The organism is Phenylobacterium sp. (assembly GCF_036723115.1).
Lineage (GTDB): Bacteria > Pseudomonadota > Alphaproteobacteria > Caulobacterales > Caulobacteraceae > Phenylobacterium.
The window spans coordinates 1-14918 of sequence record NZ_DAIMHV010000069.1 but is presented as its reverse complement, the minus strand read 5'-3'; the positions used below and the strand labels follow the sequence as shown (position 1 = coordinate 14918).

At 68.3% G+C, this 14918-nt stretch carries 14 protein-coding genes and 1 pseudogene; 5 read left to right on the top strand and 10 right to left on the bottom strand.

The genetic code is table 11. The features are described from left to right. Window positions 1-1431 (bottom strand): annotated as a pseudogene (locus V7D28_RS08895) (indolepyruvate ferredoxin oxidoreductase family protein); the annotation flags it as partial. Window positions 1432-1572: 141 nt separating this feature from the next. Here V7D28_RS08895 and V7D28_RS08890 point away from each other — a divergent pair. After that, the gene (locus V7D28_RS08890; protein WP_333587025.1) at window positions 1573-2070 is read left to right on the top strand and encodes an Lrp/AsnC family transcriptional regulator; all 498 of its coding nucleotides are present in this window, start codon (window positions 1573-1575) and stop codon (window positions 2068-2070) included. A 7-nt stretch (window positions 2071-2077) separates the two neighbouring features. On the opposite strand, the gene V7D28_RS08885 is transcribed toward V7D28_RS08890, so the two are convergent. The 3 genes from V7D28_RS08885 to V7D28_RS08875 form a co-directional block, all read right to left on the bottom strand. Continuing rightward, the gene (locus V7D28_RS08885) at window positions 2078-2362 is read right to left on the bottom strand and encodes a type II toxin-antitoxin system RelE/ParE family toxin (protein ID WP_333587024.1); all 285 of its coding nucleotides are present in this window, start codon (window positions 2360-2362) and stop codon (window positions 2078-2080) included. Next, on the bottom strand, window positions 2349-2648 hold the full coding sequence (gene relB / locus V7D28_RS08880) for a type II toxin-antitoxin system RelB family antitoxin (RefSeq protein ID WP_333587023.1): 300 nt from the start codon (window positions 2646-2648) through the stop codon (window positions 2349-2351). The genes V7D28_RS08885 and relB overlap by 14 nt, the downstream gene beginning before the upstream one ends. Before the next feature lie 64 nt (window positions 2649-2712). Further along, the gene (locus tag V7D28_RS08875; protein WP_333587022.1) at window positions 2713-3525 is read right to left on the bottom strand and encodes a hypothetical protein; all 813 of its coding nucleotides are present in this window, start codon (window positions 3523-3525) and stop codon (window positions 2713-2715) included. A 144-nt stretch (window positions 3526-3669) separates the two neighbouring features. On the opposite strand from V7D28_RS08875, the gene V7D28_RS08870 reads away from it, so the two are divergent. Continuing rightward, a complete protein-coding gene (locus tag V7D28_RS08870) occupies window positions 3670-4566 on the top strand; it encodes a pirin family protein (protein WP_333587021.1) in 897 nt (298 codons plus the stop codon). Window positions 4567-4635: 69 nt separating this feature from the next. Here the strand turns inward: V7D28_RS08870 and V7D28_RS08865 are convergent, their stop codons facing one another. The 4 genes from V7D28_RS08865 to uvrC form a co-directional block, all read right to left on the bottom strand. Further along, window positions 4636-5442, bottom strand: coding sequence for an SH3 domain-containing protein (locus tag V7D28_RS08865; protein WP_333587020.1), 807 nt, complete (start codon window positions 5440-5442; stop codon window positions 4636-4638). Window positions 5443-5700: 258 nt separating this feature from the next. Beyond that, a complete protein-coding gene (pgsA, locus tag V7D28_RS08860) occupies window positions 5701-6321 on the bottom strand; it encodes a CDP-diacylglycerol--glycerol-3-phosphate 3-phosphatidyltransferase (protein ID WP_333587019.1) in 621 nt (206 codons plus the stop codon). A gap of 19 nt (window positions 6322-6340) precedes the next feature. Then, window positions 6341-6619 carry a hypothetical protein gene (locus V7D28_RS08855; RefSeq protein WP_333587018.1) on the bottom strand — a complete coding sequence of 93 codons (279 nt, stop codon included), beginning with the start codon at window positions 6617-6619 and terminating at the stop codon, window positions 6341-6343. Window positions 6620-6687: 68 nt separating this feature from the next. After that, entirely contained in the window at window positions 6688-8544 is a 1857-nt protein-coding gene (uvrC, locus tag V7D28_RS08850) for an excinuclease ABC subunit UvrC (protein ID WP_333587017.1), read from the bottom strand. Between the two features lie 141 nt (window positions 8545-8685). Between uvrC and V7D28_RS08845 the strand changes: the two genes are divergently transcribed. After that, entirely contained in the window at window positions 8686-10188 is a 1503-nt protein-coding gene (locus tag V7D28_RS08845; protein WP_333587016.1) for an HWE histidine kinase domain-containing protein, read from the top strand. 6 nt (window positions 10189-10194) lie between these two features. Here V7D28_RS08845 and V7D28_RS08840 read toward each other — a convergent pair whose 3' ends face one another. Continuing rightward, window positions 10195-11982, bottom strand: a complete 1788-nt coding sequence (locus V7D28_RS08840) for a long-chain-acyl-CoA synthetase (protein WP_333587026.1) — start codon at window positions 11980-11982, stop codon at window positions 10195-10197. Between the two features lie 298 nt (window positions 11983-12280). On the opposite strand from V7D28_RS08840, the gene V7D28_RS08835 reads away from it, so the two are divergent. Both V7D28_RS08835 and V7D28_RS08830 read left to right on the top strand, forming a co-directional pair. Further along, window positions 12281-12511, top strand: a complete 231-nt coding sequence (locus V7D28_RS08835) for a hypothetical protein (protein ID WP_333587015.1) — start codon at window positions 12281-12283, stop codon at window positions 12509-12511. A 103-nt stretch (window positions 12512-12614) separates the two neighbouring features. Further along, window positions 12615-14609 (top strand): hybrid sensor histidine kinase/response regulator, encoded by a 1995-nt coding sequence (locus V7D28_RS08830; RefSeq protein ID WP_333587014.1) that lies wholly within the window; start codon window positions 12615-12617, stop codon window positions 14607-14609. 22 nt (window positions 14610-14631) lie between these two features. On the opposite strand, the gene V7D28_RS08825 is transcribed toward V7D28_RS08830, so the two are convergent. Further along, on the bottom strand, window positions 14632-14918 hold a 287-nt coding region (locus tag V7D28_RS08825), incomplete at its 5' end, for a hypothetical protein (RefSeq protein ID WP_333587013.1).

Genomic DNA, 14918 nt, shown 5'->3' with positions numbered 1-14918 from the left:
GCTCAACCCCTCCCCCCCCATGTGGCTGTTCAGGTCGGTGTTGGGGTCGGAGAAGCTGGCCATGTAGTGGCAGCCGATGCCAGCCAGGGCGCGGGAGCCCTCGGGCAGGCGGGTGGAGGTGTTGTGCGGGCAGCCTGAGCAGAAGAAGGGCTTGCGCTGCTGGTCTGCCGACAGGCTGACGGCGGCCACCCCGGCGGCCGAGACCCGGTTCAGATAGTCATAGACGCCGTCCATGTGCGGCCCCGGCGGCAGACGGTCGGCGATGGCCAGCGCGATCTCAGCCACCGACAGGGCGCCCAGGTCTGACAGCAGGGGGTGGCCCCGCTCGTCGGTCTTGCCAATGATCCGGGGTCTGGCCTGGGCAGGCAGATCATAGAGGGCGGCGCGGGCCTGCCCCTCGATGAGCGGGCGCTTGTGCTCGATGACCATCAGGGTCTCGAGGCCTGCGGCGAAGGCCCGCAGGCCGGTGGGCTCCAGCGGCCAGGGCATGCCCACCTTGTAGATGGCCACGCCCAGAGCGGACGCCTGGGCCGGCGTGATCCCCATGGCGGCCAGAGCCTCCACCACGTCCTTATAGGCCTGGCCCTGGCACACGATGCCCAGCCGCGGCCGGGGCGAGGCCAGGGTCACCCGGTCGATCCGGTTGGCGCGGGCGAAGGCCAGGGCGGCCGGGATCTTGAAGGCGCGCAGGCGGCGCTCCTTCTCCATGGGCTGGTCCTTCAGGCGGATGCCCAGGCCGCCGGCGGGGGTGTCGAACCGTGGCAGGACGAACTGATGACGCGACAGGGAGGCGTCGATCGTCATGCCGGAGTCCATGGTGTCGGCCAGGGCGATCAGCCCCACCCAGAGACCTGAGAAGCGCGACAGGGCGTAGCCCATCAGGCCGTAGTCGAGCACCTCCTGCACGTCGGCCGGCGCCAGCACCGGCATTTCGAAGTCCTGGAAGGCGAATTCCGACTGGGACGGCAGGGTGGAGGACTTGCAGTTGTGGTCGTCGCCGGCCACCGCCACCACGCCGCCCTTGGCCCAGGTTCCGGCGAAGTTGGCGTGCTTGAAGGCGTCGCCCGTACGGTCCACCCCCGGGGCCTTGCCGTACCACATGCCGAACACCCCGTCGTAGCGGGCGCCGGGAAAGAGGTTGGCCTGCTGGCTGCCCCAGACGGCGGTGGCCGCGAGGTCCTCGTTCAGGCCTTCCTTGAAGACCACCTGGGCGGCGTCCAGATGCTTGGCCGCGCGATGGGCCTGCTGGTCGAGGCCGCCGAGGGGCGAACCACGATAGCCCGACAGAAAGCCCGCCGTGTTCAGCCCCGCCGCCGCATCCAGCCTGTGCTGGTCCAGCAGCACCCGGACCAGCGCCTGCACCCCGGTGATGAAGACGCGACCCTGGGTGAGCAGAAACTTGTCGTCGAGCGTCACTTCGTTGTGCCGCATCGCAAAATCTTTCCCTTTGGGGCTCCCTATTGCCGTAGAAGATCATATAAGAGCGCCGCAATTGCTTACTAAAGGCGTGCCCCGTTCCGTCGGTTCCGGGGCACAAACCGAGCGCAAGTCGCGATAATCGGGGAGAAATGCGTGTCCGAGACACTCGACGCCGTCGATGCCAAGATTCTGGATCTGATCCAGCACGATGCGGGCCTGTCCGTGGCCGAGATCGCCGAGCGCGTCGGCCTCTCCTCCAGCCCCTGCTGGCGACGGATCAAACGGCTGGAGGACGCCGGCGTCATTCAGCGCCGGGTGACCATTCTGGACCGCGAGCGCCTGGGCCTGGGCTTTGAGGTCTATTGCACGGTCAAGCTCTCCCTGCCCACGCGGGAGAATCTGGACGCCTTTGAGAGCGCCATCGGCAAGCTGTCGGAGGTGGTCCAGTGCGCCACCGTCACCGGCGCGGCCGACTATGAGCTGCGCATCGTCACCCGCGACATGCACGCCTTCGACAACTTCCTGCGCGATCAGATCCTCTCGCTCGGCCTCGTCTCCAACATCGAGAGCCGCATCGTCATCCGCAGCGTCAAGAACACCACCGCCGCCCCCCTGGGCTTGGTGAGCCCCTATGTGAGCGCGCAAGGGTAGGGCGGCGTCACTCGGAAGGGGGCCATTGTTGCGCCGCGTGGAGCACGCGCAGGATCGTCACCGCCTCAAGCCCCACAGCATAGACAACCAGGTAGTTTGGCCGCACCACCATTTCGCGTGTGCCCGGAACGCGCCCAAGCCGATAGAGCTTGGGGCGCGCGGCAAGCTTCGCCGCCTTCGCCTCGACATCATCCTTCAGCTTCTGGGCCGCGTCGGGATTGTCGTCAGAGATGAAATCGATGATGGCCAGCAGATCGGCGCGTGCCGCCTGACCCCACTCAAGCCTGAGCACGGCGCTTCTGGTCGATCAGCGTCTGCGCCTCGGCCATGACATCCCGATGGGACACGGTGGGTCGCTTGTCGGCCAGGGCCTCCTGAACCTTGGCTCGAAACCAGGCGTCGTAAGCGTCCGGATCGGCGGCAAGTCCGGCAGGAAGCCCGCCCTCCTTGGCCACCCGCGTCAGCAGAATGCGCACCGCATCGGAGACGGTGAGCCCCACGCTGGCGAGCTTCTCCGTAGCTTCGGCCTTGAGCACGGGGTCGATCCGCACGTGCAACATAGTGGTCCGACTGGCCAAGATGGGGCCTCCCTGGGTCGACCCCCGGAGCGTGTAACTCATTTGAGATACGGTCAACCCTCTCTCACAGCCTCCGCATCGGCGGCGGCAGCCCTGGGCGCTCGCGCACCGACTCCCCGGCGCTGAAGGCTGTGCAGCGGTCGTTGAAGCCGGCCGTGCCGAACACCTCCACGCAGGCGGCCAGCTCGGTCTCGGCGATGCGGCCTTCGCGGGCCAGCCAGGCGCATTGGGCCGCCGAGCCGATCAGATAGGAGGCGATGGGGCTCTCCCCCGGGGTGCGGCCGGCGATGGCCGGGCGGGCGGCGTTGGTGTCGGTGAAGGCTGGCGTGAACACGAGCGGCGAGATCGAGACGGTGTGGGTGATCTCGTGGGTCAGGGTGTTGATCGCGCAGGAGCGTTCCACAAGGTCGCCGGCCCGCCATTGCGCCGCCACCGCGGGCGGGATGTGGATCTCGCCCGCCTGGGTGAAGTATCCGATCCCGCCGCCGGCAGCGTAATGCTGCGCGAAGCGAACCTGGCTGTCGCTCATCAGCACCAGACGGAGGGGCAGGTAGCGGCCCTCGCCTCTCAGGCGAGCCAGCACCTCGTCCACGTCGCCGCGGGGGCGGTCGCGGGCGATATAGACCGGCTCCTGGCCTGCGGCCGCCCGCAGGGCGCGCTCGAACTGCGGGGTCTGCATCAGGCCATAGGCGGTGCGCGCCGCGGCCAGCAGATCGGCCTGGAGGTCGGCTGGCAAGGTGGGATCGACCCGCACATCGGTTCCGTCGTTCTGGCGGGTCACCTCGCCGAAGAAGGAAAACCCGCCCACCGCAATGGCCAGGGCGGCTACCAGCCACAGATGGAGCGGCGGCCGATAGGGGCGATGCGGGTCGGTCAAGCTCCACCTCCGGGCGTCAAGGGCGCCTGCGGAGGCTCCTCCGCACGGCGGCGATCATAAGGCTGTCAGCGCCGGCGATTGCACGCAGGACGACCTGGCTTTTCGGTCTAGGCTGAAGGCTGCGAAGACGAATGGGAGATGGTGATGATCGAACTGGTGATCCAGCAGAGGCGCAAGGACCTCGGCGGATTCGAGGTGGGCCGCGTCCTGCCCTATGCCCCGCGGCGCATGGTGGGCCCCTTCATCTTCTTCGACCATATGGGGCCGGCGCGGTTCGATCCCGGCTTTCCGGCCAATGTGGACGTTCGCCCGCACCCGCATATCGGGCTTTCCACCCTGTCCTATCTGTTTGAGGGTCAGATGACCCACCGCGACAGCGTGGGCGCCCACCAGGAGATCAAGCCCGGCGAGGTCAACTGGATGACCGCAGGCAAGGGGGTGACCCATTCCGAACGCTTCGAACACCTGCGCAGCCATGGGGGGGCCATGGATGGCATCCAGGCCTGGCTCGCCCTGCCCGAGGCCCAGGAGGAGGTGGACCCCAGCTTCGTCCATTTCGACGCCGAGGACCTGGTGAGCCATACCGAGAAGGACGGGCTGCGGGCGGTGCTGATCGCGGGCGAGGTTTTCGGGGCCAAGTCCAAGGTGCCGATCCATTCACCGCTCTTCTATGTCCATTGGACCCTGCCGGCCGGCGCCCGCGGGCAACTGCCGGCGGAATATCCCGAGCGCGCGGCCTATGTGGCGCGCGGCCAGGTGGAGGTGGACGGCCGGACCTATGACCAGGGCCAGATGCTGGTCTTCGCACCGGGCCAACCCGTGGTCTTCACCGGAGTGACCGACGCCATCGTCATGCTGCTGGGGGGCGAACCCCTGGGTCCGCGCTTCATCGAGTGGAACTTCGTCTCCTCGTCCAAGGACCGGATCGAGCAGGCCAAGGCCGACTGGCGGGCCGGCCGGATGAAGCTGCCCGACGCCGACGACCAGGAGTTCATCCCCCTGCCCGGCGACCCGCCGCCGGAAGCCAATCCCATGTCCTGAGGACCAGCGCGGCGGCAGGAATCCCCGCCCGGCCGGGGCCGGACGGGGCGAGGCTTGAGCGGAAGTCGCTTAGGCCGCAGTCAGGCGCCAGCCGCCGGCCGGTTCACGACAGGCGGTGTAGCGCTCCACCTGGGGCGGGCCCACCCGGCCCTGGATGGTCTGCTGCACCAGCTGGCACTGGGCCGCGCCGTAGCCGCCGGACGCCGGCTGAACGACCCACTCGGCCACATAGCCGGCGATGGCGCCGTTCTGCTCCACCAGCAGCCAGCGGTCGCCCGCCACCCGCCCGGCGACATTGAAGGTCTGGCCGGCGCGCAGCTGCCCCACCACGGCGCCGCTGGTGGACGGCGAAGCCCTCAGGTTCACCGCATTGGCGGTGCGGTACTGGGCGTTGGTGGGCTCAAAGCTCGTCCGCAGAGGCTGGACCCGACCGGCGAAGCGCAGGTTGGTGGCCGCCACCGGCTGGCCGAATCCGGCCCCGCCGCCGAGATTGGCGTTGATGATCTCCACCCGGCCGCTGCTGCCGGCGGCCGCGTCGCTCCAGGTCTGGGTCTGGCCGGTGTTCAGGGCCGCCTCAAAGGCGGCGCGGGCGCGTTCCTGCTCGCTGCGCTGCATGCGGCAGCCGATCCAGGAGCCGGCCGCAGCCCCGAGGCCTGCGCCCAGGACCGCGCCCAGGGCGCGCTCATTGCGGCTGACCTGGCTGCCCAGCAGGGCGCCGGCCACGCCGCCGATCAGGGCGCCGGTCTCCTGACGCTGGCCCGAGGCCTCGCAGGCGAAAAAGGACTGCAGCGGCGTGCCGCCGCTTTGGGCGAAGCTGGCCTGGGGCGCGGCGGCCAGGACCACGGCCGCGGCAAGGCCAAGGGAAAGGGGGCGCATCATCATGGTTCTCCTCGTGTGCGGCCAGCTTAACGTCCGTCGGCGAGGTTTGCTCCACAGCCGCGCTTGACGTCAGTTAATAGTCGTTCGCATTCTCATGTCTTAGACCACAGGGAGTCGCAGACATGATCCTGCGCATGGCCGGCGATGCGATGCTGCTGCGTGTGATGCAGCTTGATCGGGCCGAGGATGTCCGCCCCCAGAAGGCGCGGCGGGGCGGCTCGCCCCGGCCGGCGGACGCAGAAGCGCCCACGCCGCTCAGCCGGCGAGCGCCTTGCGGGTCTGCTCCCAGTACTGAGCGCCAGTGATCACCGTCACCACCGCCGCCAGCCAGAAGAGACTGTGGGCCGCGATCGCCGCCGGCTCCATCACTTCGGGCGACTGAGGCAGGCCAAAGGCCCCCCAGCTGGCCACCAGGAGCTCGGCGCCCAGGGCGGTGAGCTGGAGCGCGGTCTTCCACTTGGCCAGCAGGGTCACCGGCAGCTTGACCCCCTTGCCCGCCCCCACCTCGCGCAAGGCGCTGACGGTGAACTCGCGGAACAGGATCAGACCAGCCGGAAGCAGGACCAGCGGCTGGGGGCCCAGCGACATGAGGCCCAGCACAGCCCCGCAGACCAGCACCTTGTCGCCGATGGGGTCGAGGATGGCGCCCCACACCGTCACCGCATCCATCTTGCGCGCCAGCCAGCCGTCGAACCAGTCGGTGGCCGCGGCGATGACGAAAGCCCAGAAGGCCCACCTTTGCAGGGTGAACTGGGTCTCCATGGTCAGGCGCTCGCTGAGCCAGGGCGTTCCCCCGGCCGCCGTGGCCAGGGCCACGAACATGAACAGGGCCAGGACCAGGCGCAGGGAGGTCAGAATGTTCGGCAGGGCCTTCATGGGGCGGCTCGCAGCAGGTTCAGGTGAGTTCGACGGCCTTGGTGCGCTTGTCGAAGATGCAGATGCGCTTGTCGTTCCCCTGGCGCAGGACGGCAATCCCGTAGGACTCCGATCCGAAGGGGTGAACGATGACCTCAGGATTGTTCATGCCCATGCCGCCGGCGGCCGCCAGGCAGCTGGCGCGCACCTCGGCGCGGAACTCGATCCAGGCCTCAGGCGAACTGGCGCCGGCCGCCATCGGCAGGGCGAGCGCCGGGAGGAAGGCGAATGCAGCAAGGGCGAGTGTATGGCGCTTCATGGGGACGTCTCCACGGTTCGAGCGCCACCATAACGCACGAGCCGCCGCCTGGACGCGAGCCCGCCCACCTATTTGCGGAAGTAGTTGTAGATGCGCTCGGCCAGGGCCTGGCTGACCCCGTCCACCTTGGCCAGATCCTCCACCGCCGCGCGGCTCACCCCCCGCGCCGAGCCGAAGGCGTGCAGCAGGGCGCGCTTGCGGCCCGGCCCCACCCCCTCGATCTCGTCCAGGGGGTTCTTCTTCATGTCGATGGAACGGCGGACCCGATGGCTGCCGATGGCGAAACGGTGAGCCTCGTCGCGCAGGCGCTGCAGGTAATAGAGCACCGGCGATTTCGGCTCGAGCATGAAGGGCTCGCGGCCGGGCATGAAGAACCGCTCCAGACCCGCGTCCCGGTCCGGCCCCTTGGCCACCCCGACCACGGGAATGTCGTCGACCCCCAGGTCGGCCATGATCTCCAGGGCCGCGGCCAGCTGGCCCGCGCCGCCGTCGATCAGCACCAGGTCGGGACGCGGGGCGGCCTCGCCGGCCTCCTCCTCCTTGACCAGCCGAGCGAAGCGGCGGCGCAGCACCTCGCGCATCATGCCGTAATCATCCCCGGGGGTGAGCTCCGAACCCTTGATGTTGAACTTGCGGTACTGGTTCTTCGCAAAACCCTCGGGCCCCGCCACGATCATGCCGCCGACGGCGTTGGTCCCCATGATGTGGCTGTTGTCATAGACCTCGATCCGCTCCGGCGAGGCCTCAAGGCCGAAGGCCTCGCAAACACCGGCCAGCAGCTTGGACTGGGCCGAGCTCTCGGCCATCTTCCGGCCCAGGGCCTCGCGGGCGTTGGTCAGGGCGTGGTCCACCAGCTGGCGCTTTTCGCCGCGCTGGGGGCGCAGGATCTCCACCTTGCGCCCGGCCTTCAGGGCGAAGGCCTCGCACAGGAGGTCGGCGTCGGCCGGCTCCTGATTGGTCAGGATCAGGCGCGGAATGGGCTTGTCCTCATAGAACTGCCCCAGGAAGGCGGCCATCACCTCGGCCGGCTCATCGGCCTTGTCGACGCGGGGGAAATAGGCCCGGTTGCCCCAGTTCTGTCCGGCCCGGAAGAAGAAGACCTGGACGCAGGCCTGGCCGCCCTCGGCGTGCAGGGCGACGACGTCCCCTTCTTCCAGGGTCTCAGGATTGATCTGCTGCTCCTGGGCCACGGCGGCCAGCGCCCGGATCCGGTCGCGCAGGCGCGCGGCGCGCTCGAACTCCATGTCGTCGGAGGCCGCCTGCATCTCGGCCGACATGCGCGCCATCACCGCCCGGCTCTTGCCCCGCAGGAAGGCCTCAGCTTCGTCCACCAGGGCCTGATAGTCATCGATGGAGACGAGACCGGTGCATGGCGCGGCGCAACGCTTGATCTGGTGCAGCATGCACGGCCTGGTCCGCGTCTCGTACACGCTGTCGGAACAGGAGCGCAGCAGGAAGGCCTTCTGCAGGGTGTTCAGGGTCCGGTTCACCGCCCAGGCGCTGGCGAAGGGACCGAAATAGTCTCCCTTCAGCGTGTGCGCGCCGCGGTGCTTGCGCAGCTGCGGCGCCTGGTGGTCGCGGCGGATGACGATCTCGGGAAAGCTCTTGTCGTCCCTCAGCAGCACATTGAAGCGCGGCTTGAGCTGCTTGATCAGATTGATCTCCAGCAGCAGGGCGTCGGTTTCGGTCCGGGTGGTGACGAACTCCATGGCCCGGGTCAGGTCGACCATCAGGGCGATGCGCTGGGTATGGAAACGACCCTGGGCGTACTGGGTCACGCGCTTCTTGAGCGAGCGCGCCTTGCCCACATAGAGGACCTCGCCCTCCTCACCCATCATGCGATAGACGCCCGGCGCGTCGGGCAGGCGGCGGACTTCGTCCTTGATCAGGGCGGCCCCAACCAGGGGGACGGCGGCGTCGGTCATGGGGCTGATATAGGCGACTCACCGGCCGCGACACAGGGGGAGCTTGCCGCCCGTCCCGCCGCGCCATATGCCGTTATTCCCATCGGGATCGCAGCCCAGGCTTGAGCGTTGTGCGAAGTGGGCGGGGAGCTGTGACCTACCTTGACGCAAATCGACTTCAAGGCGCTGTTCGACACTCTGCCGAGCCCGCACATGGTGCTCGACAGGAACCTGTGCTTCGTCGAGGCGAACCTCGCCTATCAGGCGGTGACCGAACGGACCCGCGAGGAACTGATCGGGCGCGGGATGTTCGAGATGTTTCCCGACCCCGGCGCCAGCGGCAAGCGGCTTCGGGACTCCCTGGAAAAGGTCCTGGCCACCGGAGAGCCTGACACGCTCGCCCTCATTCCCTACGCCATTCCCCTCCCCCGTTCGCGCGGCGGCGGGGTGGAGCTCCGGTACTGGTCGGCCGTCCACACCCCGCTGTTCGATGCGGCGGGGCAGGTGGCCTATGTGATGCAGAATACGGTGGACGTCACCGAGCTGCAGCGGCTGAAGGATATGGCCTTCGGACCGGAAGGCCAGGCGGCCTCGAAAGAGGAACCGCCCGCGGCGGGCGCCACCCAACTGCTCCAGCGCGCCCAGGAGCTTCAGGAGACCAATCTGGTGCTGGTCGAGGAGACCAACCAGATCCGCAACCTGTTCATGCAGGCGCCGGGCTTCATGGCCGTGCTGATCGGGCCGGACTTCACCTTCCGCTTGGTGAACAACGCCTATCAGACCCTGATCGGCCACCGTCCGGTCATCGGCAAGCCCTTGCTGGCGGCCCTGCCTGAACTGGCGGACCAGGCGTTTCCGCAGATCCTCGACGAGGTCATGCGGACCGGCCAGCCCTATATCGGCCGGGCTGCGCGGGTGGCCCTGCAGCGCACCGATGAGGCGGCGCTGGAAGAGCGCTTCGTGGACTTCATCTTCCAACCCATCCTCGACGGCCGCGGCACGCCGTGGGGGGTCTTCGTGGAGGGCAGCGACGTCACCGATCGGGTCCAGGCCGAGCAACAGCAGAAGCTGCTGCTGGACGAACTGAACCACCGTGTGAAGAACACCCTCGCCACCGTCCAGGCCATCGCCGCCCAGACCCTGCGGACCCAGCCGGAGCCGGCGGCCTTCAAGGCCGCGTTTGAAGCGCGCCTGCTGGCCCTGTCGGCGACGCACGATCTCCTGACCCAGTCGGTGTGGCGCGGAGCCCAGCTCACCGACGTGCTGAACCAGGAGCTGTCGCCGCACGGGACCGACCGCTACCGGATCTCCGGCCCTCGGGTTGAGCTGGCCCCCGGCGAAGCCCTGACCCTCGGCCTGGTCTTCCACGAACTGGCGACAAACGCAGCCAAGTACGGCGCCCTGTCCACCACCGGCTGCGTGCGGGTGAACTGGCGGCTGGAAACCCGCGAGGGCGTCCCTCGCCTCGAACTCGTCTGGACCGAAGAGGGCGGCCCCGTCGTGGCGCAGCCCAGCCGTCAGGGTTTCGGCTCTCGCCTGATCGAACGGACCCTGCAGGGGGACATCGGCGGCTCTGCGGAGCTGACCTTTGCGCCGGCCGGCCTCGTCTGCCGGCTCAGCGTCCCCTTGAAGGCCCAGGCGCCCGCAGAGACCGAGCAGGCCTGAGCGCTGTCAGATCCGGAAGCCGCCGGCGTTGATCTTGGCGAACATGGGCTTGGTGATCTTGACGTAGCCCTTGTCCGGATCGCGGAAATAGAGCGGCGTCTTCACCCGGCCCGGATCGAAACCCTCGTCCACCAGATCCACCTTGCGCTGCTTGAAGGTGCCGGTGGTCTCCATGGCCGGCATCATGCGCAGGAAGAGCGGTTGGGCGTAGGGCGGCAGCTCACGGCTGACATGCTCGGAGAAGGCGGCGAGATCGAACGCCTCGTCCGTCACCAGGGCGGCCATGCCCGCCCGGCCGTCGGCGCCGGCGACCTCGACCCCATAGACATTGGCCTCAAGCACGCCGGCGGCCTCCTGGAGCCGCTCGGACACCTCGTTGGTGGAGACGTTCTCGCCCTTCCAGCGGAAGGTGTCGCCGATGCGGTCGATGAAATAGAAATAGCCCTCGGCGTCCTGCTTCATGAGATCGCCGGTGCGGAACCAGGCGTCGCCTTTTTCGAAGACGTCGCGCAGCACCTTCTTCTCGCTGGCGGCCTTGTCCACATAGCCGGTGAACTCGGCGCGGGCGTCCCCGCCGATCTTGCCGATGCACTCGCCGATCTGACCCGGACCGCACTCGATGCAACGCCCATCAGGGCCGCGGATCGGCGTTTCGTTCTCCACGTCGAACTGCACCAGGCGGGTGTTGAACCGAGGCCGCAGATACTTCGGGATCCGGCCGATGGCGCCCTGCTTGCCGTCGAAGTTGAACATGGAGACGTTCCCCTCGGTGGAGCCGTAGAACTCCAGGACCTGGGGAATGCGGAACCTGGCCTGCAACTGGCCCCAGACATCGGGGCGCAGGCCGTTGCCAAAGGCCAGCCTGATCTTGTGCGCCGTGTCGTGCTCGGTCTCCGGCTGGTTGACCAGATAGCGGCACAGCTCGCCGATATAGACGAACATGGTGCAGCCCTGATCGCGGATCTCGGGCCAGAAGTGGGTGGCGGAGAACTTCTTGCGCAGCACCACCGAACCCCCGTTCAGCAGGGCTGCGCCCAGGGCGCAGAGCCCGCCCGTGGCGTGATAGAGCGGCAGGGCCACATAGATGCGGTCGCTGGCCTTGGCGCCGGTGGAGCCCGCAAAGCCGCGCATATAGAGCTGGGCCCGCACATGGGTGATGCGCGCGGCCTTGGGCAGGCCGGTGGTGCCGCTGGTATAGATGAACAGGCAGGTGTCGCGGGCCGTCATTCCGGCGCGTACATCCTTGTCGGGCGGCAGCTGGCTGCAGCTCTTCAGAGCCTGCAGCAGGTCGCGCTGTCCGCCCCGGGCGTCCCCCAGGATCCACTGCTGCATGGGGCCTTCCAGACGATCCCGAACCTCTTCGAAGGCGGGCGAGGTCTCGGGATCGACGATGCAGTGCTGGGCGCCGGAGATCTTCAGGCAATGGGCCAGGGCCGCGCCGGTCAGCTGATTGTTGATCAGCGCCGTGACCACGCCCACCTTGGACAGGCCGTACCAGACGCAGAAATACTCCAGCCGGTTGGGCATGAAGAGGGCCACGGCCTGACCGCGCCGCAGGTTCAGCCCCTTGGCCCAATGGGCGTAGCGGTTGGCGATGGCGTCCATCTCGCCATAGGTGACGCTGCGGCCTTCGAAGGTGATGGCCGGCCGGTCCCGCCACTGCTCCACCGCAGCCTGCAGGTCGTCACAGATGAGGTTGGGGGAGTCCATGCCGATGGACTTGACCCGGCCGAGGGTCCTGCGCAGGCCGCCCAGGAAGCGAAGTTCTTTCTGAAGCCGGGCCTTCAAGCGCATCAACACCTCCACATGTACAACACCTTGGCTGGCGGCTTGATGCCGGGTCAAGGCTTCGCCGGCCCGTAAGCCGCGGCCGGCGCCTCTCCAGCGCCGCTTTTTCAAAGCGCGACAGTCGAGGGGGCGTTCCCGTCCTTGAGCTCCGCGGAATTCGACACCGTCATCGCGGCGCCCTGGAAAAGCCTCACCTCCTGGTCATGGACCGGGCGCCTGCGCGATGATGCCGCAGCGGGCGGCTTGTAAGGATTGATCAAGGGCGCCTGCCGCATGATGGTCGCGCCGCAGAAGGTGGAGCATCATGCAAAAAACGCTGTTCTCTCAAGGCATGGCCGAGTGGGGCACCGCCTGCCTGGTGTTCATTTCAGGAGCCATGGCCGGACGCCTCATCGCCACCGGCATGACCGAAGTGCAGGCGCTGGGCGCCCTGATGGCCGTTCTCGCCTCCATGACGGCGGCCGTGGCCGTGCGGGTCTGGCCCGCACCCGAGCGGGTGAAGCTGCCCGTGGACCGGGACGATCAACGCCGCTGAGGCCGAGGCCTGCGACAGTGCGCCGCACGACGGCGCTTTCGTCATCCACCGGTATTTAAGACTGTCGGCGGAGGTTGGGCCCTCGAACTTCGGGGACTCTCCCATGCGCAGACTGCGCGATCTTGGCCTGCTCGCTCCCACCGCCGCCCTGGCCGCCGCGGCGATGGCCGTCTTCGTCGCCAGCCTGGCGATCTGGAGCCTGGAGGTCGACGAACAGACCCGCCTGCGCGAAGAAGCCTTGATGACCGAGGGCCTGCATCAGGCCGTCGCCGAGGTCGAGCGCGCCATCCTGCCCGAAACCGTCTGGGACGAGGCCGTCCAGTTTCTCGACCACAGACAAGACGTGGCGTGGGCCGAGCAGAACCTCAATGATTTCTATGCCCTGGGTTTCGAGTTCAGCCATCTGACGGTGCTGGATGACCAGGACCGACCCTTCTACCATCGCGAGGGCCGCATCTCCGCGCCCCTCGACGCGGCGGACCTGACCGCCTTCATGCCGGTGATCGCCGCGGTGCGGGGGGCCGAGCGCGCCCGCCGCCCCACCGCGGCGGCCCGTGATCGGGCGGTGCAGGCCAGCGCCTTCATGTCCCACCGGGGCGAGGTGGTGCTGGCGACCGCGACCCTGGTTCAGCCGGAGGGCGCCGGTCTCCGGCTGCGCGGCGAACGCGCGCCCCTGTTGCTCACGGTGCTGCCCATCGATCAGGTGGCCATCGACGTGCTTCAGACCCGCTACCTCGTGAGCGGCCTCGTGAGCGAACTTGGTCCGCAGGGAGAGGTCTCGCGCCAAGCTCAGGCGAGCTTTATCGGTGACGGACATGCCGGCGTGCCCCTTACCCTGTCCTGGACGCCCCAACGCCCGGGCCGCGACCTTCTGGTCAGCTCCATCGCGCCGGTGGCGGGGGTTCTGCTGGCCTTCGGCGCGGTCGCAGCGGTCATGATCCTGCGCGCCCGCCGGGCCTGGCAGGAGCAGGTGGCCGCCCAACGCAGCCAAGCCGAGTTCCTGGCCAATATGAGCCACGAGATCCGCACGCCCCTGAACGGAGTTTGCGCGGTGGCCGAGGCTTTGCAGGGCACCCGCCTGACCGCCCCTCAGAAGGAGATGGTGGAGATTATCCGCAGCTCCGGCGCCTCGCTGGAACGGCTGCTGTCCGACCTGCTGGATGTGTCGCGGATCGACCTTGGCGCGGTGCGGATCAGCCCCGAACCGTTCCATCTGGCCGAATCCGTCCGCACTCTGGGAGCCCTGCTGGCGCCTCGGGCGCGGGAGAAGGGCCTGGGCTTCCACCTCAGCGTCGATCCCGCCGCCGAGGGTCTGGTGGTGGGCGACCCCGTCCGTCTGAAGCAGATTCTCGCCAATCTGGTGAGCAACGCCATCAAGTTCACCGCCGAGGGCGAAGTGCAGATCGCCGTCGAGCCGCGGCAGGGCGGCTGGTGGCGCCTGACGGTGAGCGATACGGGCGCCGGCTTCGACGCCGCACAGAAGGCCGAGCTGTTCCGCCGCTTCATCCAAGGGGACGGCTCCTTCCGTCGCCAGCATGGCGGACTTGGCCTGGGTCTGTCGCTCTGCGCTCAACTGGCGCGGCTTATGGGCGGAAGCCTGGACGCCGAGAGCCAGCCCGGCCAGGGCTCAAGCTTCTGGGTCGACCTGCCGCTGCCGGCGACCCTGCAACCCGCCAACCAGGTCCCGGAGGCCGAGGCGGCGGCCGGGCGGCCCTTGCGGATACTGGTGGCAGACGACCACCCCACGAACCGCCGCATCATCCAGGCCCTGCTGGCCCAGTTCGACGTGGAGCTGGTCCTGGCCGAGGACGGCGCCCAAGCCTGTGAAGCCTTCAGCCAGTCGCCCTTCGACATCGTCCTGATGGACATGCAGATGCCGGTCATGGACGGCCTGACCGCCATCCGTAACATCCGCAAGCTGGAAGTGCGCGATCACCGGGGCCACACCCCCATCGTCATGCTGACGGCCAACACCCTGCCCGAACATCAGGCCGCCAGCCTGGAGGCCGGCGCGGACATCTACATGCCCAAGCCCATCAAGGCCGATCGGCTGTTTGCGGTGCTGAACACCGTGAGCGAAGGCCAGGCCGCGGCCTGATCCGGGGCGTTCCGAGCCTGATCTAGAAGGCGGACGACAGGGAGAGGAATCCCCGCCACCCCTTGTCCCGGTCGAAGGGGGTGCGGGTGAGCGGCTTGGCCGCCTCGGCCCGCACACTGAGCGCCTGACCGAAGACCAGCCTGATCCCGGCGCCCGCCGAGGCCAGGGAGGCGCTGCGCCAGCCGGGCGCGAGGCCGTCATTCCACACCTGAGCCCCATCGATGAAGCCATAGGTCTGGAAGAAGGTCATCGGCCTCAGGTTCGGATCCCAGCCCACCCGCAGTTCGGCCAGCCCCCCCACGCCCTTGT

Excerpts from the sequence above, each read along its gene's own strand:
- V7D28_RS08835 (WP_333587015.1), top strand. The coding sequence starts at position 12,281 with ATGCAAAAAACGCTGTTCTCTCAAGGCATGGCCGAGTGGGGCACCGCC.
- V7D28_RS08870 (WP_333587021.1), top strand. The coding sequence starts at position 3,670 with ATGATCGAACTGGTGATCCAGCAGAGGCGCAAGGACCTCGGCGGATTC.
- pgsA (WP_333587019.1), bottom strand. The coding sequence starts at position 6,321 with ATGAAGGCCCTGCCGAACATTCTGACCTCCCTGCGCCTGGTCCTGGCC.
- V7D28_RS08840 (WP_333587026.1), bottom strand. The coding sequence starts at position 11,982 with ATGCGCTTGAAGGCCCGGCTTCAGAAAGAACTTCGCTTCCTGGGCGGC.
- V7D28_RS08865 (WP_333587020.1), bottom strand. The coding sequence starts at position 5,442 with ATGCGCCCCCTTTCCCTTGGCCTTGCCGCGGCCGTGGTCCTGGCCGCC.
- V7D28_RS08830 (WP_333587014.1), top strand. The coding sequence starts at position 12,615 with ATGCGCAGACTGCGCGATCTTGGCCTGCTCGCTCCCACCGCCGCCCTG.
- uvrC (WP_333587017.1), bottom strand. The coding sequence starts at position 8,544 with ATGACCGACGCCGCCGTCCCCCTGGTTGGGGCCGCCCTGATCAAGGAC.
- V7D28_RS08855 (WP_333587018.1), bottom strand. The coding sequence starts at position 6,619 with ATGAAGCGCCATACACTCGCCCTTGCTGCATTCGCCTTCCTCCCGGCG.